This is a genomic window from Bradyrhizobium sp. MOS002 (assembly GCF_003020115.1).
GTDB lineage: Bacteria > Pseudomonadota > Alphaproteobacteria > Rhizobiales > Xanthobacteraceae > Bradyrhizobium.
This window is the reverse complement of the sequence record NZ_PYFX01000002.1, coordinates 687,876-713,108: the sequence shown is the minus strand read 5'-3', so window position 1 is coordinate 713,108 and position 25,233 is coordinate 687,876. Positions and strand designations below refer to the sequence as shown.

General features: G+C 63.7%; 24 protein-coding genes. 16 read left to right on the top strand and 8 right to left on the bottom strand.

What is annotated here, in order from left to right; genetic code table 11:
* The first annotated feature begins 9 nt into the window (after positions 1 to 9).
* The 6 genes from C7G41_RS08025 (at position 10) to C7G41_RS08000 (ending at position 5,922) form a co-directional block, all read left to right on the top strand.
* Positions 10 to 966: a carbohydrate ABC transporter permease gene (locus C7G41_RS08025; protein ID WP_106942024.1), complete on the top strand. Its 957-nt coding sequence runs from the start codon at positions 10 to 12 to the stop codon at positions 964 to 966.
* Complete coding sequence (locus C7G41_RS08020; protein ID WP_106942023.1) at positions 959 to 1,855, top strand: carbohydrate ABC transporter permease; 897 nt, start codon at positions 959 to 961, stop codon at positions 1,853 to 1,855. Before C7G41_RS08025 ends, C7G41_RS08020 begins: the two co-directional genes overlap by 8 nt.
* 133 nt (positions 1,856 to 1,988) lie before the next feature.
* The gene (locus C7G41_RS08015) at positions 1,989 to 2,960 is read left to right on the top strand and encodes an MBL fold metallo-hydrolase (protein WP_106942022.1); all 972 of its coding nucleotides are present in this window, start codon (positions 1,989 to 1,991) and stop codon (positions 2,958 to 2,960) included.
* A gap of 49 nt (positions 2,961 to 3,009) precedes the next feature.
* A complete protein-coding gene (locus C7G41_RS08010) occupies positions 3,010 to 4,014 on the top strand; it encodes an alpha/beta fold hydrolase (RefSeq protein ID WP_106942021.1) in 1,005 nt (334 codons plus the stop codon).
* A gap of 21 nt (positions 4,015 to 4,035) precedes the next feature.
* Positions 4,036 to 4,482 carry a DUF6130 family protein gene (locus C7G41_RS08005; RefSeq protein ID WP_106942020.1) on the top strand — a complete coding sequence of 149 codons (447 nt, stop codon included), beginning with the start codon at positions 4,036 to 4,038 and terminating at the stop codon, positions 4,480 to 4,482.
* An 84-nt stretch (positions 4,483 to 4,566) separates the two neighbouring features.
* The gene (locus C7G41_RS08000; RefSeq protein WP_106942019.1) at positions 4,567 to 5,922 is read left to right on the top strand and encodes an esterase-like activity of phytase family protein; all 1,356 of its coding nucleotides are present in this window, start codon (positions 4,567 to 4,569) and stop codon (positions 5,920 to 5,922) included.
* A 186-nt stretch (positions 5,923 to 6,108) separates the two neighbouring features.
* Here the strand turns inward: C7G41_RS08000 and C7G41_RS07995 are convergent, their stop codons facing one another.
* Together C7G41_RS07995 and C7G41_RS07990 are read right to left on the bottom strand one after the other, a co-directional pair.
* Complete coding sequence (locus tag C7G41_RS07995) at positions 6,109 to 7,785, bottom strand: mucoidy inhibitor MuiA family protein (RefSeq protein ID WP_106942018.1); 1,677 nt, start codon at positions 7,783 to 7,785, stop codon at positions 6,109 to 6,111.
* Positions 7,786 to 7,953: 168 nt separating this feature from the next.
* A complete protein-coding gene (locus tag C7G41_RS07990; protein ID WP_106942017.1) occupies positions 7,954 to 8,574 on the bottom strand; it encodes a response regulator transcription factor in 621 nt (206 codons plus the stop codon).
* 201 nt (positions 8,575 to 8,775) lie between these two features.
* Between C7G41_RS07990 and C7G41_RS07985 the strand changes: the two genes are divergently transcribed.
* The gene (locus C7G41_RS07985) at positions 8,776 to 9,804 is read left to right on the top strand and encodes an AraC family transcriptional regulator (RefSeq protein WP_106942016.1); all 1,029 of its coding nucleotides are present in this window, start codon (positions 8,776 to 8,778) and stop codon (positions 9,802 to 9,804) included.
* A gap of 2 nt (positions 9,805 to 9,806) precedes the next feature.
* On the opposite strand, the gene C7G41_RS07980 is transcribed toward C7G41_RS07985, so the two are convergent.
* Complete coding sequence (locus C7G41_RS07980; protein WP_106942015.1) at positions 9,807 to 11,018, bottom strand: NnrS family protein; 1,212 nt, start codon at positions 11,016 to 11,018, stop codon at positions 9,807 to 9,809.
* Positions 11,019 to 11,145: 127 nt separating this feature from the next.
* Between C7G41_RS07980 and C7G41_RS07975 the strand changes: the two genes are divergently transcribed.
* Complete coding sequence (locus C7G41_RS07975) at positions 11,146 to 11,856, top strand: Crp/Fnr family transcriptional regulator (RefSeq protein WP_106942014.1); 711 nt, start codon at positions 11,146 to 11,148, stop codon at positions 11,854 to 11,856.
* Between the two features lie 236 nt (positions 11,857 to 12,092).
* Here the strand turns inward: C7G41_RS07975 and C7G41_RS07970 are convergent, their stop codons facing one another.
* On the bottom strand, positions 12,093 to 12,290 hold the full coding sequence (locus tag C7G41_RS07970) for a DUF1858 domain-containing protein (RefSeq protein WP_007596228.1): 198 nt from the start codon (positions 12,288 to 12,290) through the stop codon (positions 12,093 to 12,095).
* A gap of 101 nt (positions 12,291 to 12,391) precedes the next feature.
* Positions 12,392 to 13,744 carry an oxygen-independent coproporphyrinogen III oxidase gene (gene hemN / locus C7G41_RS07965; protein ID WP_106942013.1) on the bottom strand — a complete coding sequence of 451 codons (1,353 nt, stop codon included), beginning with the start codon at positions 13,742 to 13,744 and terminating at the stop codon, positions 12,392 to 12,394.
* Positions 13,745 to 13,904: 160 nt separating this feature from the next.
* On the opposite strand from hemN, the gene C7G41_RS07960 reads away from it, so the two are divergent.
* From C7G41_RS07960 to C7G41_RS07950, 3 genes are all read left to right on the top strand, one after another.
* Positions 13,905 to 14,111: a hypothetical protein gene (locus C7G41_RS07960; RefSeq protein ID WP_106942012.1), complete on the top strand. Its 207-nt coding sequence runs from the start codon at positions 13,905 to 13,907 to the stop codon at positions 14,109 to 14,111.
* Positions 14,112 to 14,347: 236 nt separating this feature from the next.
* Entirely contained in the window at positions 14,348 to 15,445 is a 1,098-nt protein-coding gene (gene nirK / locus C7G41_RS07955; protein ID WP_007596231.1) for a copper-containing nitrite reductase, read from the top strand.
* A gap of 51 nt (positions 15,446 to 15,496) precedes the next feature.
* Complete coding sequence (locus C7G41_RS07950; RefSeq protein ID WP_106942011.1) at positions 15,497 to 16,375, top strand: SUMF1/EgtB/PvdO family nonheme iron enzyme; 879 nt, start codon at positions 15,497 to 15,499, stop codon at positions 16,373 to 16,375.
* A 262-nt stretch (positions 16,376 to 16,637) separates the two neighbouring features.
* On the opposite strand, the gene C7G41_RS07945 is transcribed toward C7G41_RS07950, so the two are convergent.
* Together C7G41_RS07945 and C7G41_RS07940 are read right to left on the bottom strand one after the other, a co-directional pair.
* Positions 16,638 to 17,288 (bottom strand): CoA transferase subunit B, encoded by a 651-nt coding sequence (locus C7G41_RS07945; protein WP_106942010.1) that lies wholly within the window; start codon positions 17,286 to 17,288, stop codon positions 16,638 to 16,640.
* Between the two features lie 15 nt (positions 17,289 to 17,303).
* Positions 17,304 to 18,011: a CoA transferase subunit A gene (locus C7G41_RS07940; RefSeq protein WP_007596238.1), complete on the bottom strand. Its 708-nt coding sequence runs from the start codon at positions 18,009 to 18,011 to the stop codon at positions 17,304 to 17,306.
* A 289-nt stretch (positions 18,012 to 18,300) separates the two neighbouring features.
* On the opposite strand from C7G41_RS07940, the gene C7G41_RS07935 reads away from it, so the two are divergent.
* From C7G41_RS07935 to C7G41_RS07915, 5 genes are all read left to right on the top strand, one after another.
* Positions 18,301 to 20,229, top strand: a complete 1,929-nt coding sequence (locus C7G41_RS07935; protein ID WP_199198263.1) for an AsmA family protein — start codon at positions 18,301 to 18,303, stop codon at positions 20,227 to 20,229.
* Positions 20,230 to 20,437: 208 nt separating this feature from the next.
* On the top strand, positions 20,438 to 21,823 hold the full coding sequence (locus C7G41_RS07930) for an ABC transporter substrate-binding protein (protein ID WP_106942008.1): 1,386 nt from the start codon (positions 20,438 to 20,440) through the stop codon (positions 21,821 to 21,823).
* 76 nt (positions 21,824 to 21,899) lie between these two features.
* Positions 21,900 to 22,772 (top strand): carbohydrate ABC transporter permease, encoded by an 873-nt coding sequence (locus tag C7G41_RS07925; RefSeq protein ID WP_106942007.1) that lies wholly within the window; start codon positions 21,900 to 21,902, stop codon positions 22,770 to 22,772.
* A complete protein-coding gene (locus C7G41_RS07920; RefSeq protein WP_106942006.1) occupies positions 22,769 to 23,620 on the top strand; it encodes a carbohydrate ABC transporter permease in 852 nt (283 codons plus the stop codon). Before C7G41_RS07925 ends, C7G41_RS07920 begins: the two co-directional genes overlap by 4 nt.
* Before the next feature lie 113 nt (positions 23,621 to 23,733).
* Positions 23,734 to 24,726: a hypothetical protein gene (locus C7G41_RS07915; protein ID WP_106942005.1), complete on the top strand. Its 993-nt coding sequence runs from the start codon at positions 23,734 to 23,736 to the stop codon at positions 24,724 to 24,726.
* Here C7G41_RS07915 and C7G41_RS07910 read toward each other — a convergent pair whose 3' ends face one another.
* Positions 24,727 to 25,218, bottom strand: coding sequence for a DUF6622 family protein (locus tag C7G41_RS07910; protein ID WP_373681104.1), 492 nt, complete (start codon positions 25,216 to 25,218; stop codon positions 24,727 to 24,729).
* Positions 25,219 to 25,233: the final 15 nt, after the last annotated feature.

The following is a 25,233-nucleotide window of genomic DNA, read 5'->3' as shown; positions in this document are numbered from 1 at the left end:
AACGACCCGATGTCCGTGACCACACTTCCCACTCTCGCCCTCGCACGACGGCAGCCCTCCTGGCTGGTACGCCTGTTCGACTACAAGCCGTTCCTGATCGTGATGTGCCTCGCACCCGCGATCGGGCTGCTCGCGGTGTTCCTGACCTATCCGCTAGGCCTCGGCATCTGGCTCGCCTTCACCGACACCACGATCGGCAGAAAGGGCGACTTCGTCGGCTTCGAAAATTTCCAGTATCTGCTCACCGATCCCCTGTGGTGGAACGCGGTGTTCTACAGCGTGGTCTACACTGGGATCGCGACCTTCGGGAAGTTCGCGCTGGGCTTCTGGCTCGCGCTGCTGCTCAACAACCATTTTCCGTTCAAGAGCCTGTTGCGTGCCATCATCCTGATGCCCTGGATCGTGCCGACGGTGCTCTCGGCGCTGGCGTTCTGGTGGATCTACGATCCGCAGTTCTCGATCATCTCCTACCTTCTGGTCGACGTGTTGCACTGGCGCACCACCAATATCGACTTCCTCGGCTCGCCCTGGCCGGCGCGCTTCTCGCTGATCGCCGCCAACATCTGGCGCGGCATTCCCTTCGTCGCGATCTCGCTGCTGGCGGGCCTGCAGACCATTTCGCCCTCGCTTTACGAGGCCGCGATGCTCGATGGCGCCACCGCCTGGCAGCGCTTCCGCTACATCACCTTCCCGATGATGATGCCGATCCTCGCCATCGTCATGACCTTCTCGATCATCTTCACCTTCACCGACTTCCAGCTCGTCTACGCCATCACCCGTGGCGGTCCCGGCAACTCAACGCATTTGCTGGCCACGCTGGCCTTCCAGCGCGGCATTGCCGGTGGCGAGCTCGGCGAGGGCGCGGCGATCGCGGTGTCGATGATCCCGTTCCTCGTGTTCGCGACGCTGTTCTCTTATTTCGGCCTGGCGCGCCGCAAATGGCAGCAGGGAGAGAGCAATGACTGATACCGCCGCCCAACCGGCCGCCGTCGCCACCACACCGCCGGACACCATGGCCTGGGATTCCGGGCTGCGACGGCTGATGATGATCTATCTGCCGCTCGGCTGCTTCGTGCTGATCCTCCTGTTTCCGTTCTACTGGATGACGATCACGTCGTTCAAGCCGAACGCAGAGCTGATGAACTACAAGGAGCACAATCCGTTCTGGATCTCCTCGCCGACGCTGGCGCACATCAAGCACCTCTTGTTCAATACCGCCTATCCGCGCTGGCTATGGACGACGATGCTGGTCGCGATCGGCTCGACCACGCTGTCGCTGATCGCGAGCACGCTTGCCGCCTATGCGATCGAACGCCTGCGCTTCCGCGGCAGCCCCTATGTCGGGCTGGGCATTTATCTCGCCTATCTCGTGCCGCCGTCGATCCTGTTCATTCCGCTCGCAACCGTGGTCGTGCAATTCGGCCTGTTCGACAGCCCGCTTGCCCTGATCCTGGTCTATCCGACCTTCCTGGTGCCGTTCTGCACCTGGCTCCTGATCGGCTATTTCAAGTCGATCCCCTACGAACTCGAGGAATGCGCGCTGGTGGACGGCGCCACCAGGCTCCAGATCCTGCGGCGGATCACGCTGCCGCTGGCGGTGCCCGGTCTGATCTCGGCCGGCATTTTCTCCTTCACGCTGTCCTGGAACGAGTTCATCTACGCGCTCGCCTTCATCCAGAGCGGTGCCAACAAGACGGTGCCGGTCGCGATCCTGACCGAGCTCGTCACCGGCGACGTCTACCAGTGGGGCGCGCTGATGGCGGGATCGCTGCTCGGGTCGCTGCCGGTTGCGATCTTCTACTCGCTGTTCGTCGATTACTACGTGTCGTCGCTGACGGGCGCGGTAAAGGAGTAACGCGCGGCTGCGCACAGGCGCAGTCGATCGTGCTATCGTGATAGACCGCTTGCTGCATTGGCCCCACGCTCCATCGTGACAGCGGGGGCGATTGTTGGCGCCGTCGATTGTCGCTTCAGAAAGCGGGAATTGCATGCGTTCGCCAAAGCTCCCATCGCTATCTCGACGCGGTTTCTGCCTGTGTTGCGTCGGCGCCGCCGCGTCCGCCGCCGCTTCGGGATGGCTCACCCCCAGGCAAGCCTACGCAGAAGCGCGAGGCATCGTCAGCCTGATCAAGGACAGTGCTGCGGTATCGCCGATCGTCCCGCATAAGCTCCGAAACAACATCACCGTGCTGGAAGGCTCCGGCGGCAACATTGCCGTGCTGACCGGGCCCGACGGCAAGCTGCTGATCGATGCGGGCATCCGTGTCTCACGTCCCCAACTCACCAAGGCGCTGGCCGATCTCGGCGCCGATCCCGTCACCCATCTCGTCAATACCCACTGGCACTTCGATCACGCCGACGGCAACGAATGGCTACATGCAGCCGGCGCCAAAATCATTGCGCAGGAGAACACCCGCAAACACCTTGCCGAAGTCCAGCGCGTCGAGGACTGGGACTACAATTTCCTTCCGCTCGGCGCGGGCGGAATCCCCAGTGAAGTCTTTGCCGGCAGCCGCGAGCTCAAGCTCAACGGAACATCGATCGGCCTGAAGTATTACGGGCCCGCGCACACCGACAGCGACATCTCCGTCACTTTCGCAGAAGCCAACATCGTTCACGTCGCCGACATGTTCTGGAACGGGATCTATCCGTTCATCGACTATTCGACCGGGGGCAGCATCGACGGGATGATCGCTGCGTGCGACGCCAATCTCGCGGCGATGGACAAGGACACGATCGTCATCGCCGGGCATGGCAAACCGGTCGGCAACAAAGCCGAGTTCCAGGCCTTTCGCGACATGCTCGTCGCGATCCGCGACAACGTCGCCGGGCTCAAAAAGCAGGGACGAACGCGGGACGAAGCCGTTGCGGCCAAGCCGACCGCGGCCTTCGACGCGATATGGGGGCAGTTCGTGATCGATCCCGGCTTCTTCACCAGGCTGGTCTACCAGGGCGTTTGAAAAACCCCTCGCGTCGTCGGCGAATTCATCGTTTTGAAAGGATATTGACATGAAAACCGCAGAGACCACACGCAAGCCATCGCTCCTCGATCGTCGCCGTCTCGTTCTTGGGTTGTCCGGAGCGGTCGCGGCAGTTGCTTCCACGGCAGCATCCGCGAAGCCGGAGCGCGACGAACACACCGCCGGTGCCTATCCGGTCACCTATCATCGAACCGCGACCGTCGATGGCATCAAGATCTTCTACCGCGAGGCGGGCACGAAGGACGCGCCGGTCGTGCTGTTGCTGCACGGCTTCCCGACTTCCTCGCATATGTTCCGCAACTTGATCCCGGCACTGGCCGACAAGTACCACGTGATCGCTCCCGACTATCCTGGATATGGCCAGAGCGAGATGCCCCCGCGGGCGACATTCAAGTACACGTTCGACCGTTTCGGCGAGCTTGTCGGCGGCCTGCTCGACCAGCTCGGCGTCACCCGCTATGCGATGTACGTCATGGATTACGGCGCTCCCGTGGGCTGGCGCCTGGCGCTCAAGAATCCAGAGCGGATCAGCGGCTTGATCGTGCAGAACGGCAACGCCTATGACGAAGGGCTGAAGGAGTTCTGGAATCCGATCAAGCAATACTGGGCCGACGGATCCGATGCCAGCCGGCAGGCATTGATGAAGCTGGTCACGCTGGAAACGACGAAATTCCAGTACACCGACGGCATGTCCGACGTCAGCCGGATTTCACCCGACAACTGGGTGCAGGATCAGGCGCTGCTCGACCGTCCCGGCAACAGCGAAATCCAGATGGACCTGTTCTACGACTATCGGACCAATTTGCCGCTGTATCCTGCGGTGCAGGCCTACTTCCGCAAGCACAAGCCGCCGACACTGATCGTCTGGGGCAAGAACGATTTTATCTTCCCGGCCGACGGCGCCCATCCCTACAAGCGCGACCTGCCCGAGGTGGAATTTCATCTCATCAACACCGGCCATTTCGCGCTCGAGGACAAGTTCGACGAAATGGTTCCGCTGATCCGCAACTTCCTCTCCCGCAAGATCGCCTGATCATCCCGGAAGGAAACGGACATGTATGCCGCTCTCGACTGCATGGCCGTTCTGGCGGCCTCCACCTTGTTCGCGGCGGCCGCCGTCGCCCAAACCGCCAGAGACGCGCGCGGCCCATCGCCGTTGGTCGCAATCGAAAACGAGGCGCCTGCGCGGTTGATCGTGGATCCGCCGCTCGCCGAACAGTTGGCGCAGGGTCTCGTCTTCATCCAGTACACCACGGAGAATCTCCGCGTCGTGCCGGTGTTTGGCAAGGGCGCGCTCGACGTATCGCCGCGCATCGGCCACGTCCATATCACGGTCGACGATGCGCCGTGGCATTTTGTCGACGCCAGTGGCGAGACCGTGATCGTGGTCGGACTGAAGCCGGGCCCCCACAAGGTCCTATTGGAGCTGGCCGATCCCACGCACCACGTGATCGACAGCAAGGCCGTCAGCTTCGAGATCCCAACACCCCTAAAAAAATAAACGTGGGCTGCGGCGTTTGGCCCGGTTTCACAAAACTGCAATGCGCGGTCCGCATAAGACGTCCTCCGTTAACAGGAGACGCACATGCGCGCGACTTTTCTTGGCACCGTCGCAACGATCATCCTCACCGCGAGCTCTGCGCTCGCGCAGAGCGAAGGCGAATTCCCCGCCAAGCTCGCCGGCCACGTGGTAATGCCAGCCGCCACGTTCATCGACGCACCGACTGATGCTCCCGCCGATCTCAAGACATCCGGCAAATACACCACCGGCAAGCGCGTCGACGCGCTCGGCACGGTGATGGGCAAGTCCTATGAGCGGGCGACCGGCGTGTCGCTGCCGTTCAAGGGCCAGCCGCTGCAAGGCCATTCCGGCATCAAGACCATGCCGGACGGCACCTTCTGGGTCATCACCGACAACGGCATGGGCGCGCGCGCCAACTCGCCGGATTCGATGCTGTACCTCAACCGCTACAAGATGGATTGGGCCGGCGGCAAGATCGAGCGGCTGGAGACCGTATTCCTGCACGATCCCGACAAAAAGGTGCCGTTCCGCATCGTGCACGAGGACACGGAGAGGCGTTATCTTACCGGCTCCGACTTCGACACCGAGGGTTTTCAGATCATCGGCGACACCTTCTGGATCGGCGACGAGTTCGGGCCCTACATCCTGAAGGCCGACAAGACCGGCAAGATCCTCGGGCTGTTCGAGACGGTCGCCGACGGCAAACCGGTGCGATCGCCGGATCATTGGGCGGCGGCGACGCCGGGCGCGCCGGGCGCAACCTACACCAATGTCAACCTGCGCCGCTCCAAGGGCTATGAGGGCTTCGCCTCCTCCAAGGACGGCAAGTTCCTCTACGGCCTGCTCGAGGGTCCGCTCTGGGATGCCGACAAGAAGGACTGGGAGAAGGTCGACGGCAAGGAAGCCTCGCGCATCCTCGAATTCGACGTCACCGCGGAGAAGTTCACCGGCCGCTACTGGCAATATGTGTTCGAGCAGAACGGCAATGCCATCGGCGACTTCAACATGATCGATCCGAGCGCCGGCCTGATCATCGAGCGCGACAACGGCGAAGGCACGCCCGACAAGGCCTGCCCGCAAGGCACCCGCGGCGAGAACTGCTTCCCTGACGTGGCCAAGTTCAAGCGCGTCTACAAGATCGAGCTCACCGACGCCAATGTCGGCAAGCCCGTGCGCAAGATCGGCTATATCGACCTCCTGAAGATCAGGGATCCCGACAAGAAGGCGAGGAAGCCGCTCAATGACGGCGTCTACACCTTCCCGTTCTTCACCATCGAGAACGTCGATCGTGTCGACGACACCCACATCATCGTCGGCAACGACAACAATCTGCCGTTCTCGTCCAGCCGCGATCCTAACAAGGCCGACGACGACGAGTTCATGCTGCTCGACGTCGCGGACTTCCTGAAGGCGAAGTAAGGCGCTCTCAACACGGTCATCGCCCGGCTCGACCGGGCGATCCAGTAATCCGCGTCGACAGCGATTAGATCGTGACGTCGCGGCGTACCGGATGCCCCGCCCCTGTGCGCAACTGCGCACTAGGCGGGGCATGACAGGGAGTGAGCGAGCGCGAGCTAAGACAACATCGCACTTCGGCGCCGCCCATTAGCCAGCCGGCACGATCACCACGCTCTTGTCCTTCGGCCAGCGAATGCGCCAGGCGAAATTGATGTCCTTGACCTCACCGGGCTTGGCGTCGAACGACCATTCCAGGATGCCGCGCCGGTCGCGGATGTTGCTTGCGGTCGGCGGCGTGGTCGCAGGCAACATCTCGACGAGGATGTCCTCGTTCTCGCTGACCGGCAACTGGTCCTCGATCGCGACCTTGATCGGGAAGTCGTGACCATTGCGGATTGTGGTCTTGAATGCGCGCTCGTCAGTCTTCGACGTCGTGACCAGGAGACCGGCCGAACCTTCGTTGCGCTTGAGCACGGCGCGCTCGATCCTGACCTTGTCGTCGGCGCCGAAGCCGAGCCGCACGATGTCATCCTTGACCGAAGCCGAGAGCTTGCCGCGGCCGACGAAGGTTCCATCCCGATAGATTGCGACCTTACCCGGCAACAGACTCGTGTCGTCGGTCTGCTTGAAGCTGGCTTCGAGGAAGGCGGTGGGGTCCATCACCGGCGCCGCGCGCACCATGAGATCGGCGGGCACTGTCATCGAGGCGATGCGCAGGCTCTTGGCGCCCTCGGCGGCGCCGAGGCTGACACGGCCGGGAATTTTGTAGGTGGCCTGGAAGTCGCCGATTTCAGCAACGGCCTGCTGTTCTTCGGCGCGCTCGCGGATATCGTCGGCCGCCTTGGCCGTCGACATTTCCATCTTTCGCTGCTGCATTGGCGCCGCCGCAGGCATTGCCGAATCCGAAACTGAGCCCAGCGCCCGCGGCCTCGGCACCTGCGGATATTGTGCAACCAGCGAATTCAGCTCCGGCGCGCTGCCGCCGCGACCGATCCGCGCCGTGGAGACGCCGAGCGTGACGTTGGACCAGTCCTCGCCGGTTGATTGGGTGACTTCGGCACGGCGGACAAGCTCGAGCTGCGGCTTGCGATCCTTCGCGCCGGTGTCGAGGCGGGCGTCGTAGAGCGGCAGCCAGCGCGCATTGCGCACATTGTAGGTGACCCTCAACGTCGCCTTGGTTGCTGCCGGCGCGGCGATGTCCATGCGGACTTCGAGCTTGCTCGGCGGCTTGGCCTTGCGCTCGACTTCGAACTGGGCGATCTGCCGATCGATCTCGCGCATCTTGCGCGTGGCGTCGCGAACGGCGGTATCGGCGCTCGCAATTTCCTCGCCGACGGTGGCAAAGGCCGTGCGCCATTCGGCAATCGGTCGCGCCTCGCCCTTGTCGCCGATGCCCGCGGGCGACGCTTCCGCAAAATGCTCCGCGAATTTGCGCCGCGCATTGGCCGAGTCGATGGCGCCTTGCAGGTCGGCGCGCTGGTCGTTCAGCGCCTCGATGCGCTTGTCCAGCTCCGGCAAATTGACAGGCGCCGCACGCGGTGTTCGCGCATCGATCGTGCCGATGGTGAGCTTCGCTCCCCCCTCACCCTCCACCCGGATCGAGGAGGTGTCGAGACCAAGCGGGAAGTCCTTGGTAATGAGCGTCGAGTCACCAGACGGCAGGTCCACCGCGATGACGCGGGTAACGGTCGCGCCATCGGGGTAAACGGTGACGGTATCGATCGCCGATGTGGCGTCCAATTCGGCGGCCCATGACGGCGACGCGAATGCCGTGGTCACCAGAACCAGGCTCGTCGTTGCCAAACATTTTGCGGTGATGCGCATCAAGTCCCTCCTCCAAGTCATCGCCGCCGCCAGCCGGACGCGCGATCCAATGCCTCGCCAACATGGTTGGACGCGGCAGGGAAGGAATTGGTTCGATTGGGGTTTCCGTGGGGCGCCGCCGCGGCGGCAGCAAGGCCCGGACCGTGGCGTCGGCCCGCGACGGAGCCCTTAATCCTGAGCGGACGATCCCTGTCCGAAAATGCGGCGGAGCAGATCGGTTACATTCTTGGCACCGGCCTTCCTCAAAATGCCGGCGCGATAGCCCTCGACAGTCCGTGCGCTCAGATGCATGCGCCGGGCGATCTCCTTGTTGGTCAGGCCGGCGGCGAGATGCTCGAGTACGTCGCCTTCCCGCTCTGTCAGGGGTTCGCAGCCAGGCAACCAGCGCTGCCGGTTGGAGCCGGGCTGTGCGAACTCGTCGATCGCAGCATCGATCCGGTCGACGATGTCGCAGGTGCGGAACGGCTTCTCGATGAAGTCGGCCGCACCGCTCTTGATGGCGTCGACCGCCATAGCGATGCTGCCGTTTGTCGCGGTCACCAGCACCGGCGCCATGCAGTTTTCCTCGCGCAGGCGTTTTAGCACGTCGAGACCGGAGCGATCGGGCGGCATCTCCAGCAGCACGCAGGCCGGCATCCGCGCCTTGGCTTCCGAGAGCAGAGAGGCGCCATCGGCGAAGCAGATTACGTTGTATGCGCTCTGTTGAAGCGCGGTGGACAATTGTTCGCGCGAGGCGGCATCGGTGTCGATGACGAATACCTCACCCTTGGAAAGCATGTTCCCCGGCATAATTCCGATCCAGCAATGTCTTTGGTCAAATGGTCCGAGACGGCAGCGGGGCCTCATCGCGCCGCGCCGTCATATGCACGGCATTCACGCCGTGCTTCGGTTTCACTTATGTATGTTCCACGCTGTTCCCGGATTTGACGGATCGGGACAGAAACTTTACATTTCGGGACATCTGCCGGATGGCTGGCAGGAGCGGGTCGCATGACCGACCTCATTCGTAGCGCGGGCTTGAGCTACTATCCGGAGGTCGCCCGGTCGGTCGGGCTCGACCCCAAGCAAATGATGCGCAAGATCAGGCTGCCGCTGGCCTGCCTCGACAAGCCCGATACGCCCATTGCCGTCACCGGCCTGCGACGTCTGCTCGAATTGTCGGCGGAGGCGTCCGGAGCCGAAGATTTCGGCTTGCGGCTTGCCGAGCGTGGCGGGCTGACCAATTTCGGCGCGGTCGGCTTGATCGTGCGCGAACAGGCGACCGTTGGTGAAGCCATCGAAGCCTTCTCGCGCTTCATCCCGATCCATCACGACGGCATGAAGCTTGACGTCACCCGCAACAAGCAGACCGTGACCGTCACGCTGCATCTGCGCGGCCGACAGCCGACCGCGCCGCGCCAGTCGATCGACATGGCGCTCGGCAGCGTCCATCGCATCATCCAGTCGCTGTTCGGCAGCGATTGGCGGCCGCAGGAAGTGCACCTGCATTATCCACCGCCGCACGACCGCAAGCGCTACCGCGAGTTCTACGGCTGCCGTGTGATCTTCAACGCGGAGGACGATTCGATCCTGTTGTCGGCACACGACATGGAGCGCCGGATCCCGAGTGCGCATCCGCTGATCGCGAGCTATCTCCGCAAGCGGATCGAGGCGATCGAGACGCGGCCGGCAAGTTGGGAGGAGAAGGTCGACGAGGTCGTGCGTCTCCTGCTCGTCGGCGGCGACTGCACGGTCGAGCGCGTCGCCGAGCACCTTGCCTGTACCCGCCGCACCATCCACCGGCACCTCGCCGAAGCCGGCACCAGCTTCTCGGCCATTCTCGACGCGCAGCGCGCCGATCTCGCGGTCCAGCTGATCGACGACCCCGGCCGGCCGCTGGCCGACATCGCCGCGCAGCTCGGCTTCTCCGCACAGAGCGCCATGGCCCGCTGGTTCCGCGGCCGCTTCGGCTGCACCATCACCGCATGGCGCAAAGGCGTCCGGCCACCGGGATCATCGACCGTGGCAACCGCAGCTTGAATTCAGCGTGCCGGGACGGGCACGCCCATGATGGCAAGCGCGCGGCGACGGCTGCCGGCGAGCAACGGGCCGAACGCGATGGCAAAGCCGAGGAACGCAACGATCCAGCCGCAGGCGGCAAGGTGCAGCAACGCATCGCTGTGCGCAGGCCAAACCACCGCCGCGACCCGCGCCAGCGCCGCGACGACGATCGCGGCATAGATGCCTTGTGTCGCCGGCGAAGCCGTCAGCGCCTGTCCGGTATGGCCGAGACTCGCACGGGTCATCACCGCGAGCGTCATGGTTCCGGCCGCGCCCGCCATCCAGGCGTGGATGCCCGCGCTCGGCGGCAACGCGCCGAAGACGGCAAAAGCATGCAGAAGGAAGCCGAGCGGCACGAAGACATAGCCGACATGGAGAATCAGGAGCAGCCGCTCGCGCGAGGTGCGATCACCGGCCCAGCGTGCGAGCCGCACCAGGTGCAACACACCGACCAAAGCCATCACCGCCCCGGTGCCCGTACTCAACGGCGCGACGATCCATGAGACGAGCGCCAGCGCGCTGCACCCGATCACCACACCGTCGAAACGCCCGAACGGCACCGGCAGGCGGCCAGGGTTGAACTTGACCAACCAATTGCGGGTGAAGCTTGGGATGATGCGGCCGCCAATCAGCGAGATCGTCAGGACGACCACGCCGATCCCGACGCGGATGGCGACATCGGCCCCACCCGCATAATGCGCTTCGAGATGGAAGGCGACATTGCCGGCGAGCAGCACGAGTACCAGCACCACCACGGGCAGGTTGCGCCAGTTGCCGCCGGCGATGATCTCGCGTGTTGCAGCGGCGACGACCAACGTCAGAAAGGAGGCATCGACGGCAAGCGCAAACGCCCAGCCGACATCGGCGGACAGCGTCACTGCCACGCGGCCGGCGAGCCAGACCGCCAGCAGCGCGCCCAAGGACGTCCCCTGGATCGGCAGCCGCCCGGTCCAGTTCGGGATCGCCGTGAACAGGAATCCCGTGATCACCGCCGGCAGGAAGCCGTAGAGCATCTCATGGACGTGCCAGTCGCGCGGCGCGAAAGCGGAGCTCACCGACAATTCGCCGTAGAACATCGGCAGCCAGGCCAGGATCGAAAGCCCTGCCTGGATCGCGGCGAGCAGGAAAAAGGGCCGAAAGCTGTTCGCAAACAGCGGCCAGCCCTCAAAGTTACGGGATCGGGCGCCAGCCATGGTCAACTCCAGTCGATTCAAATCGTCGCCTGGAAAAATACTGCCGTCCGGGCGTCCGCCTTTTGAGCTATCGCAAACACCCTGACGATTGCAGGTGTCATCACACTTCCAGCGCCAAGGAGGCAGAATGGCCAAGGTCGACACATCGCTGGTTGCGCATTTGCCGCTGTTTGCGGGTGTCAAACCCGAGGACCTCGAGGAGATCCTGCGCGAGGCCCGCTCGGCGCGCTACCCCAAGAACAGTGCCATTTTCGAGCAGGGCGCGGACGCACAATCCTTCTTCCTGCTGCTGCACGGCCATGTTCGCGCGGCCAAGACCACACCGACCGGCGAGCAGATCGTGGTCCGCTATGTCGCGCCGGGCGAAACGTTCGGTCTCGCGATGGCGATCGGAGCCGCGCGCTATCCGGCCACGGCGATCGCCGTCGACGACAGCGTCGCCCTGATCTGGCCGACGTCGGCCTGGCCGCGACTGATCGAGCGATTTCCCTCGCTTGCCGCCAACACGCTCCAGACTGTCGGCACGCGGCTCCAGGAGAGCCACACGCGGATCCTGGAAATGTCGACCCAGCAGGTCGAGCAGCGCGTCGCGCATGCGCTGCTGCGCCTCGCCAAACAATCCGGCAAGAAGCTCGACCACGGCATCGAGATCGACTTCCCGATCAGCCGCCAGGACATCGCGCAGATGACCGGCACCACGCTGCACACCGTGAGCCGCATCCTGAGCGGCTGGGAACAGCAGGGGCTGGTCGAGAGCGGCCGTCAGCGCATCATCCTGCGCGATCCGCATGGGATCGTCGTGCTGGCGGAGCGGAGTCCCGACAGCGGCGCGGCGTAGCTCTTCTCCCTCTCCCCGTTCTTACGGGGAGAGGGTCGGGTTGAGGGGCCTCTTTCCGCGTATGAGATCGTCGAGAGACCTGTACCCCCTCACCCGGATCGCAAAAGGCGATCCGACCTCTCCCCGCAAGCGGGGAGAGGTGAAGAAGGAAAACAGGGGTGAGGGTGCGTCCGCTTACGGCGAAAGCGCCCCTCACCCGGGAATCCGCGCGCGGCCCGCGCGAATTCCAGACCGGTTCACGCCGGCACGCGGTCGCACAGCGCGGCGAGGAATTTGTCGCGATCGATGCCATGCTCGCGGCAGGCGTCATCGACCGTGTGGAAGGTTGCGATCGGACAGCCCACGCAGGCCATCCTGAAGGCGAGAAACACGCGGATCGTGTGCGGCGCCGTGCGCATGATGTCATCGACCAGATCGTCGGATCCAAAAGGCATGGACAACAACTCCGTTCCGAAACCACGATAGCGGAGCGGGCGAGGGTCTCTTTGTCGAAGCGCAAGCTGGCCCGTCATTCCGGCATGACGGCAAGGTGATCTCACACTGCCCGGCTATGCAGCTGCTTCGCCGGATCCAGATGCGCATCGAATGCGGCCGCGACGCTGCGGACCAGGAAGCGCGAGTCCTTTGCGACTGCGATTCGGTCGCCGTCCAGTCTCACGACGCCGTCGGAAATCAGCGGCTTCAGACGCGATGCCGATTTCAGCATTGCCCCAGCCTCCGCGCCATGACGCGCGCAGATGTCGCCGAGATCGGCGCTGAACTCGCACATGATGCGTTCGATGATGTCGGCGCGCAGCCGGTCGTCGTCGGTGAGTCCATAGCCCTTCGCGGTGGCCAAATGGCCCGCGGCGATGCTCTGCGCATAGGCGCCGATCTGCACCTCGTTCTGGACATAGCCCTGCGGCAAATGTCCGATCGCGCTCGCGCCGAAGCCGAGCAGAATTTCGCCCTTGTCGGTGGTGTAGCCCTGAAAATTGCGCCGCAGCGTGCGTTGCTCGAAGGCCACGGCCATGGAATCGTCTGGTCGTGCGAAATGATCGAGCCCGATCTGCACATAACCGGCCTCCTTCAACGCATTTGCGATCGCGCAGGCCTGGTCGTGGCGCGCAAGGCCGTCGGGCAGCACGGCCTCGTTGATCATGCGCTGGTGCTTCTTGAAAGCAGGCACATGCGCGTAGCCGAACACCGAGAAGCGGGCGGGCCCAAGCTCGAGCGAACGTCGCACCGTGTCCAGGCACGAGGCAACGGTCTGGTGCGGCAGTCCGTAGATGAGATCGAAGTTGATGCCGTTGACGCCGGCGCGCTTGAGCATGTCGACGACGGCAGCCGTCTGCTCATAACTCTGCACGCGGTTGATCGCGCGCTGCACGACAGGATCGAAGCTCTGCACCCCCAGGCTCGCGCGATTGACGCCGGAGAGCCGCATGGCCTCGACCATGTCGGCAGTCAGCGTGCGGGGATCGATCTCGACTGCAATCTCGGCCGACGGCAGCACGAAGAACGATTGGCGCATCGTCGCCATCAAGTCGGCAAAAGCCTCCGCCGCCATGATTGTCGGCGTGCCGCCGCCGAAATGGATGTGCTCGACCTTGAGGCGCCGGCCGATCGTCTCGGACACCTGCGCGATCTCGCTGCGCAGCGTACGCAGATAGGCCGTGATGAGACCGTCTCGACGAACGATCTGGGTATGGCAGCCGCAATACCAGCACATCTCGCGGCAGAACGGCACGTGCAGATAAAGCGACGCGCTGGCCGCCGCCGGGAGTTCAGCCAGCCACCGGGCGTAGGCGCCCTCGTCGATCGCCGGCGAGAAATGCGGTGCGGTCGGATAGCTCGTGTAGCGCGGCAGTCGTTCTTCGCCGTAACTCGCCGCAAGATCGGCCCTCATATCTTACCCATTCGTAAATCAATGCTGCGCAGCGGGGCGGCGCATCCCGGATGGCATTAAATTACCCGTTTTTCGGGTGCGAAACCTTGCGCTCGCTCAAAGTCCGAGCACGGGATCGGAGCCATGGTGACATTTGATTATTGCCCTCTGGAGACAGGTTATGGCGTCGTTCGCGCTCGATCTCGTTCTGTGGCTCACCGGCGTTCGCGGCCATATCCCGCGCTTCGATGATTTTCCCCCCGTCCCCTCCACGCCAAGCATTGGCGTCGGCCACCTGGTACGCGTGATGGTCATTTCGGCCGCCGTCTTGGCCGCGCTGTCGCTCGCGGTTTGGGGCACGGTCTGGATTGCGATCCAGTTGCTCTAGCCGACAACAATCCATTCGCAATAAACGCAACTGAACATGCGAGCGACTTGCGGTCGATGCGGCTGACGTCGCGCGCCACCGCGTCTTTCGTATCGCCGATGCGGTCTTCGAAAAGCTCCTGAGGATTTTACCGGAAGCGAATTCGGCAAAAGCTTGTCGCAGCACAAACACGCTTGCCGCGATCGGCGCACACTGCATTCCGTCATCAAAACCATTTCAGATGAAGGATGCTTCCGATGTTCACCCGCCGAGCCGCATTGATCAGCGCCGCCGCGACCGCCCTGATGCTGGCGACACCCGCCTTGGCTGCCGACGATCTCAAACTGCCGCGCCAGAAGGTCGAGCTGGTCGCTCCGCCCTTCGTGCATGCGCACGAGCAAGCGACCAAGCAGGGGCCCAAGATCGTGGAGTTCCGACTCACGATCGAGGAGAAGAAGGTCGTCATCGACGAGAAGGGCACCACCTTCCAGGCAATGACCTTCAACGGCTCGATGCCAGGTCCGATGATGGTCGTGCACGAGGGCGACTACGTCGAAACCACGCTGGTCAATCCCGCAACCAACTCCATGCCGCACAATATCGACTTCCATTCCGCGACCGGTGCGCTCGGCGGCGGTGCGCTCACGCTGGTCAATCCCGGCGAGCAAGTCGTCTTGCGCTGGAAGGCGACCAAGACCGGCGTGTTCGTCTACCATTGCGCACCGGGCGGTCCGATGATCCCCTGGCACGTCGTCTCCGGCATGAACGGCGCCGTGATGGTGCTGCCGCGCGACGGCCTCAACGACGGCAAGGGCCACGCACTGAAATACGACAAGATCTACTATGTCGGCGAGCAGGACATGTACGTGCCGCGCGACGACAAGGGCAATTTCAAGTCCTATGAATCGCCGGGCGAAGCCTTCACCGACACCGAAGAGGTGATGAAGAAGCTGATCCCCTCCCATGTCGTGTTCAACGGCAAGGTCGGCGCGCTCACCGGCAAGAATGCGCTGACCGCCAATGTCGGCGAGAACGTGCTGATCGTGCATTCGCAGGCCAACCGCGACAGCCGTCCGCATCTGATCGGCGGCCATGGCGACTATGTCTGGGAGACCGGCAAGTTCTCCAACGCGCCGGAGACCGGGCTCGAGACCTGGTTCATCCGCGGCGGCTCGGCGGGAGCTGCGCTGTACAAGTTCATGCAGCCCGGCATCTACGCTTATGTCACGCACAATCTGATCGAGGCCGCCGACCTCGGCGCCACCGCGCACTTCAAGGTCGAAGGCAAGTGGAACGACGATCTGATGACCCAGGTGAAGGCCCCTGCGGATATCCCGGCCCCCAACACCAACTAGACGCGACGCAGGGGCCGGTGAGGACCGGCCCCTTTTTCCTGGGGAACGACCATGCTGATAGCGTTCAAGCTGAAACTGCTACTCGCCTGCGCCGCCGGGCTTGCAGGGCCGATCGCTGTAGCGCCGCTGGTGTCGGACATCGGGCCCCGCGGCACCGCGACGGAGCCCGCCATCGTCAGGATCGCGCCAGGCAGCCTGTCCTATCGCGAGGCCGGCGATTTCACGCGCGCCGGGCAGCAGGCGGAAGCGCCGCTGCGCGCGATGCGCTTCGAGAAGCCGCTGCACATCATGCAGCATCAGGTCTCGTCATCCGACTACCAGATTTGCGTGCAGGAGGGCGCTTGTCGCGCGCTTGATCGCGGCGTGGCCATCGCCTCCGATCGACCTGCGGTGCAGGTGAGCTGGCACGATGCCGAGGCTTATGCGGGTTGGCTGTCGCGCAAGACCGGTCACAGTTACCGCCTGCCGAGCGACGCGGAATGGGCCTTTGCGGCCGGCTCCCGATTCAGGGATGACGGCCTTCCAGTGGACGCAGCAGATCCATCGAAGCGCTGGATCGGCCGCTACGAGCGCGAATCCGAGCGCGACCTCTTCGACACGACGGCCTATGCGTTCGGCAGGTTCGGCCCGAACGAGCACGGCATCGAAGATCTCGCCGGCAACGTCTGGGAGTGGACCTCGACCTGCTTCGTGCGCTCGCGGATCGACGAGGCCGGCAATGCCGGCCGCCCCACCGTGAACTGCGGCGTGCGTATCGCCGAGGGTGCGCACCGCGCCTATGTCACCGATTTCATCCGCGACGCCCGCGCCGGCGGCTGCGCGCAAGGCGTGCCGCCCGCCAATCTCGGCTTCCGCCTGGTTAGAGAGGAAACGTCCTGGGTCGCCAGCGTGTCGGCGCGATGGGGTCGGACATGGTTGGTTAAGTCATGATGCGATTGAGGAGGCAATGTGCGTACCGCCTCCACAATGCCGCCCTGGCGAAAGCCAGGACCCATAACCACCAAGCAAAGTTTGGCGAAGGCTCGCGTTAACAGGCCTTGGGACGTCCACCGACTGCGCTCGATAGACCTCGCGGTATGGGTCCTGGCTTTCGCCAGGACGACACCGAAGATGTGGTCACAGCGGCGCCAAAGCTGAATCAAAAATGGCCGGGACGATGCCCGGCCATTCACGATCATTCGCGACTGCTATATCAGGTGTTCTTCAACGCGACGCGGAATTCGGCTTCGGTCTTGGCCTTGACCTCGTCGAGCGAGACGCCGTCGGCGAGCTCGATCAGCGCCATGCCGCCGCTGCCGTGCTTGTCGATGGTGAAGACAGCCAGGTCGGTCACGACCATGTCGACCACGCGCTCGCCGGTCAGCGGCAGATTGCACTGCTTCAGGAGCTTCGCGCCGTCCTTGGCCGAATGCTCCATCACCACGATGACGCGCTTGACGCCGGCGACGAGATCCATCGCGCCGCCCATGCCCTTGACCATCTTGCCGGGGATCATCCAGTTGGCGAGATCGCCGTTCTGGGCCACCTGCATGGCCCCGAGGATCGACAGATCCATGTGGCCGCCGCGGATCATCCCGAAGGAATCCGCGCTCGAGAAATACGAGGTCGACGGCAGCTCGCTCACGGTCTGCTTGCCGGCGTTGATGAGATCGGCGTCCTCTTCACCCTCATAGGGGAACGGGCCCATGCCGAGCATGCCGTTCTCGCTCTGGAGGCTGACGTCCATGCCGTCGGGGATGTAGTTCGAGACCAGCGTTGGAATGCCGATGCCGAGATTGACGTAATAGCCGTCACGCAGTTCCTTCGCAGCGCGCGCAGCCATCTGTTCACGGGTCCAGGCCATCTTAGTCTCCTGATCTCAAGCTGCCGTGCGCGGGCGGGTGTTGCGGAATTCGATGCGCTTCTTGGCCGTTCCGACCTCGACGATGCGCTTGACGAAAAGACCAGGCGTATGAATGTGGTCGGGATCGAGTTCGCCGGCCGGAACAAGATGCTCGACCTCGGCCACCGTGACCTTGGCGGCGGTCGCCATCATCGGGTTAAAATTGCGCGCGGTCTTGCGGTAGATGAGGTTGCCGGCGGTGTCGCCCTTCCAGGCGTGGACGATGGCGAGGTCGGCGAACAGGCCGCGCTCCATCAGGTATTTCTGTCCGTCGAATTCCTTCACTTCCTTGCCCTCGGCGATCAGCGTGCCGACGCCGGTCTTGGTGTAGAAGGCCGGAATGCCGGCGCCGCCCGCGCGGATGCGCTCGGCCAGCGTGCCCTGCGGATTGAATTCGAGTTCCAGCTCGCCGGCGAGGAATTGCTGGGCGAACAGCTTGTTTTCGCCGACATAGGACGAGATCATCTTCTTGATCTGGCGGGTTTCGAGCAGGCGGCTGAGGCCAATGCCGTCGACGCCGGCATTGTTTGAGACCACCGTCAGGTCCTTGACGCCGGAGTCGCGGATCGCGTCCGACAGCGTCTCGGCGATGCCGCAGAGGCCGAAGCCGCCCGACATGATCATCATGCCGTCTTTCAGAACGCCCTCGAGAGCCGACTTGGCGTCGGGATAGACCTTGTTCATGCAAATAACCTTCGAGTGAACCTTCGGCTTGCAGGCGTCGCGCCTTATTGGCGGCGATTATTAGGCGAAATCGTCCGAAGCCGTCAATGATACGGGGTTCTCCGCTCCGCCCCCGGGTGATAGAAGCTGCCCAAGCCGTGGGCGCAACCGTTCCCGCGGCCTTGAAAGCGACAAGAAAACCCATCAAGTTGCGGCACTTAACACAATAGCTCTTGGGCGTGAGGCGCGCAGGTTTCCCGGCCCGCCTTCTGGCTCCAGCGACCAACTCGATCAGGACATGCCATTGACCATGGCCCAAGGAATGAAGCGCCTCGGGACGCCGATCGCGGCGCTGCTCGGCGTGGCGCTGATCGCCCTGATCGCGACCTCATGGCTCATCAACCGCGACGCGCTGCGCAAGGCGGTGGAAACGCAGATCCGTGACGTCACCGGGCTCGAGGTCAATGTCGCAGGCGCGATCGACATTTCGGTGCTGCCGGCAAGCTACATCTCCTTCCATGACGTCGGCCTGAAGGGCGGCGGTACCAGCGACCCCGCGCTACACGTCGATGTGCTGACCGCGAACCTGCGGCTGCTGCCGCTGCTGCTGCAACGGTTCGAGATCGCCGACCTGACGCTGCTGCGGCCGCGCATCCATGTCAGCCTGAAGCCGGACGGCGAAAGTAACTGGACGCCGTTCATCCAGACCATCGCGCGCACCATGAAGCCCGGCGCCGAGAATCAAGTGTCGTTCTCCGAGATCCGGATCCAGGACGGCGTGCTCGATTACGAGGACGCTGCCACGCACGGCACCGAGAAGTTCGAGGACATCGATCTGTCGCTGGCCTGGCCCTCGATCTCGCGCTCCTTCGCCGCGACCGGACAGTTCGACTGGCGCGGCGAGCGGGTCGACGGCTCGATCAGCTTTTCCGATTTCGTCGCCGCGCTCTCCGGCGAGCGCTCGGGGTTGAAGGCGCGGATCGCCAGCGCACCGCTCAAGCTTGCCTTCGACGGCAGCGTCGCCAACCGCACCAGCCCGATGATGGAGGGCACGCTCACCATCGACAGCCCGTCCTTGCGCAACGCGCTGCGCTGGACCGGCCAACCGCAGCCCGCCAGCGGCGGCTTCGGCCGCTTCGCGCTGAAGGCGCGCGCCAACGTCGTCGGCGCCTCGATCGCGCTCACCAACGTCAATGTCGAGCTCGACGGCAACACCGCCGAGGGCGTGATGACCTACGCTAATAACGGCCGGCAGACGCTGCAGGCGACCCTTGCAGCCGACGCGCTCGACTTCACGCCCTATATCTCGACCTTCCGCCTGCTCGCGAGCGGCGCCCGCGATTGGAACAGGCAGCTGTTCGATCTCAACGCCCTGTCGACCACCGACCTCGACATGCGCCTGTCGGCCGCCAAGCTGACGGTCGGGGCGTCGAAGCTCGGCCGCACCGCGATCGGCGCGAATCTGCGCAACGGCACGCTGGCGCTCTCGGTCGGCGAGGCCCAGGTCTATGGCGGCATCGCCAAGGGCTCGTTCGGCATCGCGCGCTCCGACACCGTCGCCGACATCAAGGCACAATTCCAGTTCACCGACGTCGACCTTCAGGCCTGCGCCTCCGAGCTGTTCGGTATCAACAAGCTGTCCGGGCGCGGCAACATCAACGTCTCGCTGCTGGCGTCCGGCTCGAGCCCGTTCGGCCTCGTGCAGTCGCTCGACGGCAGCGCCACCGTGACCGGGCATGACGGCGCGATCTCGGGCTTCAATGCCGAGCAGCTCCTGAAGCGGCTCGAGCGCCGGCCGCTGTCCGGCGGCGGCAATTTCCGCAACGGCTCCACCCCTTACGACAATCTCACCATCGCGGTGAAGTTCTCCGACGGCGTCGCCACCGCCGAGGACATCCGCGTCGAAGGACCTGCAGCGAAGATCACGATGACCGGCACCGCCTCGGTGCCGACGCGCGAATACGACATGAAGGGCGTGGCCAGCCTCAACAGCGCGTCGGGGTTCGAATTGCCCTTCGTGGTGCAGGGCCCCTGGGACGATCCCCTGGTCTTTCCCGATCCGGAAAGCCTGATCCGCCGCTCGCCGGCCTCCGCGCCGCTGCTCGACATGCTGAAAGACCGCAAGCCGGGCGACGCGGTGCGCTCCGCGATCGAGCGCATCACCGGCACCGGAAAACGTCCCGCACCGGCCGAAGCGCCGACGGCGGAGAACGCCAAGGAAGGCGCGAAGTCCAATTGAGGACGGCGATCAAGCGGCATCAGCCGATCGAGCGAATTGATCAGGGCGCATTGATGCCGCGATTGGATCGATGCGCACGTTAAGCATCTCCTCTCGCCCGACACCCCCACGACCTATGTCTGACAACAAGCCGCTAGATCGTATCACGGCCATGCGCTAGTGTTTTATACGACCGGTTAAAAACACCGGCCGTTTGAGGGAGAAAAACGTGAAATCCAAGGTTATTGGCGCAGTATCACTGGCGGTCGCTGCGGCCGGGCTGTTTGCAGCCGCTGCACCCGCATTTGCGCAGCAGAAGACGATTACGGTCTGGTGGGGCAAGGGCTTCTACCGCTCCGAAGATGACGCGCTGCTCGAGACGATCAAGAAGTTCGAAGCCAAGACCGGCATCAAGGTCGAATTGTCGCAGTACGCGATCCAGGACATGATTCCGAAGACGGTGGCCGCACTCGATTCAGGCACCGTGCCCGATGTTGCCTATTCCGACACCTACGACGTGCAGGTGCAGGGCAAGTGGGCCTACGAAGGCAAGCTCGAGGACCTCTCCGAGATCATGGAGCCGATCAAGGATCGGTTCGTGCAGAACACGCTGGATGCGTCGATCCTCTACAACGACGTCACCAAGAAGAAGGCCTATTACGGCTTCCCGCTGAAGCAGCAGAGCATGCATGTCGAGATCTGGAACGACATGCTGGAGAAGGCCGGCTTCAAGCTCGCCGACATCCCGACGGACTGGGCGGGCTACTGGACATTCTGGTGCGACAAGGTGCAGCCGGGAATCCGCAAGGCCACGGGCCAGCGCATCTATGGCGTCGGCCAGCCGATGGGCGTCGAATCCACCGACGCCTTCCAGTCGTTCTACACCTTCATGGACGCCTACCACGTCAAGCTGGTCGACGACGACGGCAAGCTCACGGTCGACGATCCCAAGGTGCGCGAGAACCTGATCGGCGCGCTGAAGGACTACACCGACACCTATATCAAGGGCTGCACGCCGCCGTCCTCAACGACCTGGAAGGATCCGGACAACAACGTCGCCTTCCACAACAAGACCATCGTGATGACCCACAACTTCACGATCTCGATCGCGGCGAAGTGGTTCGAGGATTCCCAGAATCAGTCTCTGACGCAGGAGCAGCGCGACGCTGGCAAGAAGGCCTATGGCGAGGACATCATCACCGCGTCCTTCCCGAAGGCTCCGGACGGTTCGACGATCCGCTACCGCTCGGACGTCAAGACCGGGCTGGTCTTCTCCGTGGCCAAGAACAAGGCCGAGGCCAAGCAGTTCATCGCCTTCCTGCTCCAGGAAGAGAACGTCCGGCCCTATATCGAGGGTGCGCTCGGCCGCTGGTTCCCGGTGACGAAGGAAAGCCAGGAGAGCCCGTTCTGGCAGGCCGACCGGCATCGCAAGGCGGTCTACGCGCAGTTCAAGGGCGGCACCGCGCCGTTCGACTTCACCAAGAACTGGAAGTTCACCATCCTGAACAACGAGAACGTCTGGGCCAAGGCGATGAACCGCGTGGTCAGCGAGAAGGTGCCGGTGGACAAGGCGGTCGACGAACTGATCGCCCGCATCAAGGCGGTCGCGGGCTGATCCCGGACTGCAATAAGGTATATGCTAATACCGGTCGCGGCTCTCCGCGACCGGTTGCTTTCGGTGGGTATGCGATATGGCGATCACACTTTCCGGCTCAGACACAATTCCGGCCCCTCCCCTGTCGGCGCGCCTGACCACGCAGCAGGTCTGGGGCATCTTGCTGCTTGTGCCCTATCTCCTCGTCTTCTTGGCCTTCGTCGTCTATCCCGTCGGCTACGGGCTGTGGCTGGCGCGCAATCCGGCGAACTATGTCGCGCTGTACAACGACCCGATCTTCGCGCGCGCCGCGGTCAACACGCTGATCTTCCTGGTCATCGGCATCAACGTGAAGATGCTGATCGCGCTGTTCCTGTCCGGCTTCTTCGCCCAGCAGCGCCCCTGGATCAAATGGCTGTCGGTGATCTTCATCCTGCCTTGGGCGGTGCCGTCGATCCCGACCATCCTGTCGGTCCGCTTCATGCTCAATCCCGAATGGGGCATGGTCAACCATTTCATCTTCTCCCTCACCGGCGATGACGGCCCGAACTGGCTGAACGATCCGACGGTCGCGCTGACCATGGCGATCGCCGTGCATATCTGGAAGTCGCTGCCGTTCTGGACGCTGATCCTGCTGACCGGGCGGCTCGCGATCCCGCAGGATCTGTACGAGGCGTCCGAGGTCGACGGCGCCAGTCCGTGGCAGAAATTCCGCTTCATCACATGGCCGTCGATGCAGATGCTCTACGTCACCTGCACGCTGCTCTCGATGATCTGGACGCTCGGCGACTTCAACAGCGTCTATCTGCTCACCGGCGGCGGGCCGGCCGACCTCACACATGTGCTGTCGACACTCGGCATCCGCTACCTCCGGCTCGACCAGCTCTCGCTCGCGATGGCCTCCATCGTCTGCGCGATACCGCTCGTGCTGCCGCTGATGTACTTCATGATGAAACGGTTGTCGCGATGAAGCTTCCCACCCTCCGCGAAGTTGGCACCGAAGCCAAGCTCCTGCTGATCGGCATCCCGGTCTTCATCTGGACCATGATTCCGATCTACCACATGTTCCTGTTCGCGATCTCGCCGAAGGAGGACGCGTTCTCGGGCAAGCTGTGGCCGGATCATCCGACGCTGCACAACTTCCACATCGTGTTCTACCAGGAGCACTATTTCCTGCGCGACTTCTGGATCCAGTTCTGGAACTCGACTGTGATCGCACTGGCCGCCGGCGCGCTGACCTTGTTCATCGCGACCGCCGCCGCATTCTCGATCTCGCGGCTTAAGGTGCCGGGCGGCCGCTGGGTGATGAATCTCGCGCTGTTCACCTACTTCATCCCGGCGGCGTTCCTCGCCGTGCCGATGTACCGCACCATGGGCAATTACGGCCTGCTCAACAATCACTGGTCGCTGATCCTGGCCATGGTGACGATCGCCTCGCCTTACGCGATCTGGGTGCTGAAGCAGGCGTCCGACAAGCTGCCGGTCGAGCTCGACGAGGCCGCCGTGATGGACGGCGCGACCACGCTGCAGCTGTTCCGCCTGGTCTATGTGCCGCTGATGATGCCCTCGCTGGTCGCGATCGGCACCTATGCCGTACTGCTGGCCTGGAACGAATATCTCTACGCGTTCCTGCTCTTGTCCAAGGACACCGACATCACGCTGCCGGTCGCGCTCGGCAACTTCCTCGCCGCCGACGACTCGCCGTGGGAGCTGTTGATGACCACCGGCTTCATCTACGCGCTGCCGCCGGCCGCGGTCTATTACGCCTTCAAGCGCTACATGGTGGGCGGGCTCACGGCCGGTGCGGTGAAGTCCTGACGCAGCGGGACGGATCGGGGCGCCACAAGCAAGGCGCTTGAGCAGGCTAGCGGACAATTGCAAGTTGTCCGCGCCTGCTCTAACTTGCGGCCCGCAAAGCCAGCGGGGCGCTCATGCGCAGCAACGATGCACTCCATCTCGGCCTGATGCTCGGCGCGCTCGCCGCGTCCTATCTGGTGCCGTTCGAGCTGTTGCTGCTGGCCTATGTCGTGCTCGGCCCGGCGCACTACTTCACCGAGATCTCGTGGCTGCACGACCGCAGCTACTATCTTCCTCACCGCGGGATCGCGGCCGCGCTCGCGATCATCGCCGTGGTCGCGGCCCTGATCGACAACGCGTCCTGGTTCGGCTTCGCGATGTGGGGCGCGCTGATCGTGTGTGCCATGCTGGCAGCCACCACCTCGGCGGTCGAGAGCATGCTGCTGTTCATGGTGGCAATAGCCCTGTCCGCGATCATGTATTCGAGCGGGTCGTCGCTCGCCGTCATCGGCGTTCTGATCCCGACCCTGATCCACGTTTCGCTGTTCACGCTGATCTTCATGGTGCTCGGTGCCTACCGGTCCGGCAGCCGGATACAGGCCGCACTGGTGGCCGTCTACCTCGTCGCAATCGCCACGATTTTGCTGCTGCCGCCAACTGCCGAAATCCGGATCGCGAGCTTTGCCCGCGTCGGACAGGATTATTTCGGCAATGTCGGCCCGGCCTTGAGCCGGTTGTTCGGTGTGCCCGGCCTGGTGCTCGACACCAGGCTGACGAGCCTGCTCGCCTTCGTCTACACCTATCACTATCTCAACTGGTTCATCAAAGCCGATGTGATCCGTTGGACGGCGGTGCCGAAGGCCCGGCTGGTAGCGATGGCCTGCGCCAGCGCCGCCTCCACCGCACTGTACTTCTACGACTACGCGTTCGGCTTCACCTTCCTGCTGGCGCTGAGCCTGATCCACATCCTGCTCGAATTTCCGCTCGACAGCCTTGCGTTGCGGCAGCTTGGCTCAGCCGTTCAGGGCGGATTGCGCGCGCGGTACGCCGAGCCCGCCGCAGCCTCCGCGACGCGCTCGCGGTCGACAGGGACACGAGCCTCGAAACGGGCCCCCCGGTCGCGCTGATCATCCCGCCGCGCGCTTGCGTCGATACGCGACCAGCAGCGCGATCGCCGAGCCGATGAAATAGCCGGCGGTCGCGCCGGAGATGGCCCGGCCGACGATGATCGCGAACGCGCGGTCGCTGGCGTCGATCGCCGCGATCACCGCGACCGCATATTGCAGGAAGAACACGATGAGGTTGCGGATCAGGGCAAACGCGCCGCCTGGGCGGATGATTTGTCCGGTGGTGTGGTCGACATCGAACGGACGCGGCGTCAGCACGCCGAGCGGCAACAATACCAGCGCCGCCGCGGTCCAGGCGACCAGCGGCCATGCGCTGTCCTGATGCCCGAGGCCGATCCGCGACATCCCCCAGACGATGAACACGACCGGAACGATCAAGGCGCGCCAGATTGGCATCGCGCGCGGCTGCATCGCCTTGATGCCCTGCCACACCAGATAGGCAAACAACGCAAAGACCCAGGGCGGCGTGTGGATCAGGATCTGGTAGGCCATCGCCACGATGCCTCC

Excerpts from the sequence above, each read along its gene's own strand:
- C7G41_RS08000 (WP_106942019.1), top strand. The coding sequence starts at position 4,567 with ATGCGCGCGACTTTTCTTGGCACCGTCGCAACGATCATCCTCACCGCG.
- C7G41_RS07915 (WP_106942005.1), top strand. The coding sequence starts at position 23,734 with ATGCGCAGCAACGATGCACTCCATCTCGGCCTGATGCTCGGCGCGCTC.
- C7G41_RS07935 (WP_199198263.1), top strand. The coding sequence starts at position 18,301 with ATGGCCCAAGGAATGAAGCGCCTCGGGACGCCGATCGCGGCGCTGCTC.
- C7G41_RS07925 (WP_106942007.1), top strand. The coding sequence starts at position 21,900 with ATGGCGATCACACTTTCCGGCTCAGACACAATTCCGGCCCCTCCCCTG.
- C7G41_RS08010 (WP_106942021.1), top strand. The coding sequence starts at position 3,010 with ATGAAAACCGCAGAGACCACACGCAAGCCATCGCTCCTCGATCGTCGC.
- C7G41_RS07920 (WP_106942006.1), top strand. The coding sequence starts at position 22,769 with ATGAAGCTTCCCACCCTCCGCGAAGTTGGCACCGAAGCCAAGCTCCTG.
- hemN (WP_106942013.1), bottom strand. The coding sequence starts at position 13,744 with ATGAGGGCCGATCTTGCGGCGAGTTACGGCGAAGAACGACTGCCGCGC.
- C7G41_RS07980 (WP_106942015.1), bottom strand. The coding sequence starts at position 11,018 with ATGGCTGGCGCCCGATCCCGTAACTTTGAGGGCTGGCCGCTGTTTGCG.
- nirK (WP_007596231.1), top strand. The coding sequence starts at position 14,348 with ATGTTCACCCGCCGAGCCGCATTGATCAGCGCCGCCGCGACCGCCCTG.
- C7G41_RS07950 (WP_106942011.1), top strand. The coding sequence starts at position 15,497 with ATGCTGATAGCGTTCAAGCTGAAACTGCTACTCGCCTGCGCCGCCGGG.
- C7G41_RS08025 (WP_106942024.1), top strand. The coding sequence starts at position 10 with ATGTCCGTGACCACACTTCCCACTCTCGCCCTCGCACGACGGCAGCCC.
- C7G41_RS08015 (WP_106942022.1), top strand. The coding sequence starts at position 1,989 with ATGCGTTCGCCAAAGCTCCCATCGCTATCTCGACGCGGTTTCTGCCTG.
- C7G41_RS07970 (WP_007596228.1), bottom strand. The coding sequence starts at position 12,290 with ATGCCTTTTGGATCCGACGATCTGGTCGATGACATCATGCGCACGGCG.
- C7G41_RS07995 (WP_106942018.1), bottom strand. The coding sequence starts at position 7,785 with ATGCGCATCACCGCAAAATGTTTGGCAACGACGAGCCTGGTTCTGGTG.
- C7G41_RS07975 (WP_106942014.1), top strand. The coding sequence starts at position 11,146 with ATGGCCAAGGTCGACACATCGCTGGTTGCGCATTTGCCGCTGTTTGCG.
- C7G41_RS07960 (WP_106942012.1), top strand. The coding sequence starts at position 13,905 with ATGGCGTCGTTCGCGCTCGATCTCGTTCTGTGGCTCACCGGCGTTCGC.
- C7G41_RS07910 (WP_373681104.1), bottom strand. The coding sequence starts at position 25,218 with ATGGCCTACCAGATCCTGATCCACACGCCGCCCTGGGTCTTTGCGTTG.
- C7G41_RS07990 (WP_106942017.1), bottom strand. The coding sequence starts at position 8,574 with ATGCCGGGGAACATGCTTTCCAAGGGTGAGGTATTCGTCATCGACACC.
- C7G41_RS07940 (WP_007596238.1), bottom strand. The coding sequence starts at position 18,011 with ATGAACAAGGTCTATCCCGACGCCAAGTCGGCTCTCGAGGGCGTTCTG.
- C7G41_RS08005 (WP_106942020.1), top strand. The coding sequence starts at position 4,036 with ATGTATGCCGCTCTCGACTGCATGGCCGTTCTGGCGGCCTCCACCTTG.
- C7G41_RS08020 (WP_106942023.1), top strand. The coding sequence starts at position 959 with ATGACTGATACCGCCGCCCAACCGGCCGCCGTCGCCACCACACCGCCG.
- C7G41_RS07945 (WP_106942010.1), bottom strand. The coding sequence starts at position 17,288 with ATGGCCTGGACCCGTGAACAGATGGCTGCGCGCGCTGCGAAGGAACTG.
- C7G41_RS07985 (WP_106942016.1), top strand. The coding sequence starts at position 8,776 with ATGACCGACCTCATTCGTAGCGCGGGCTTGAGCTACTATCCGGAGGTC.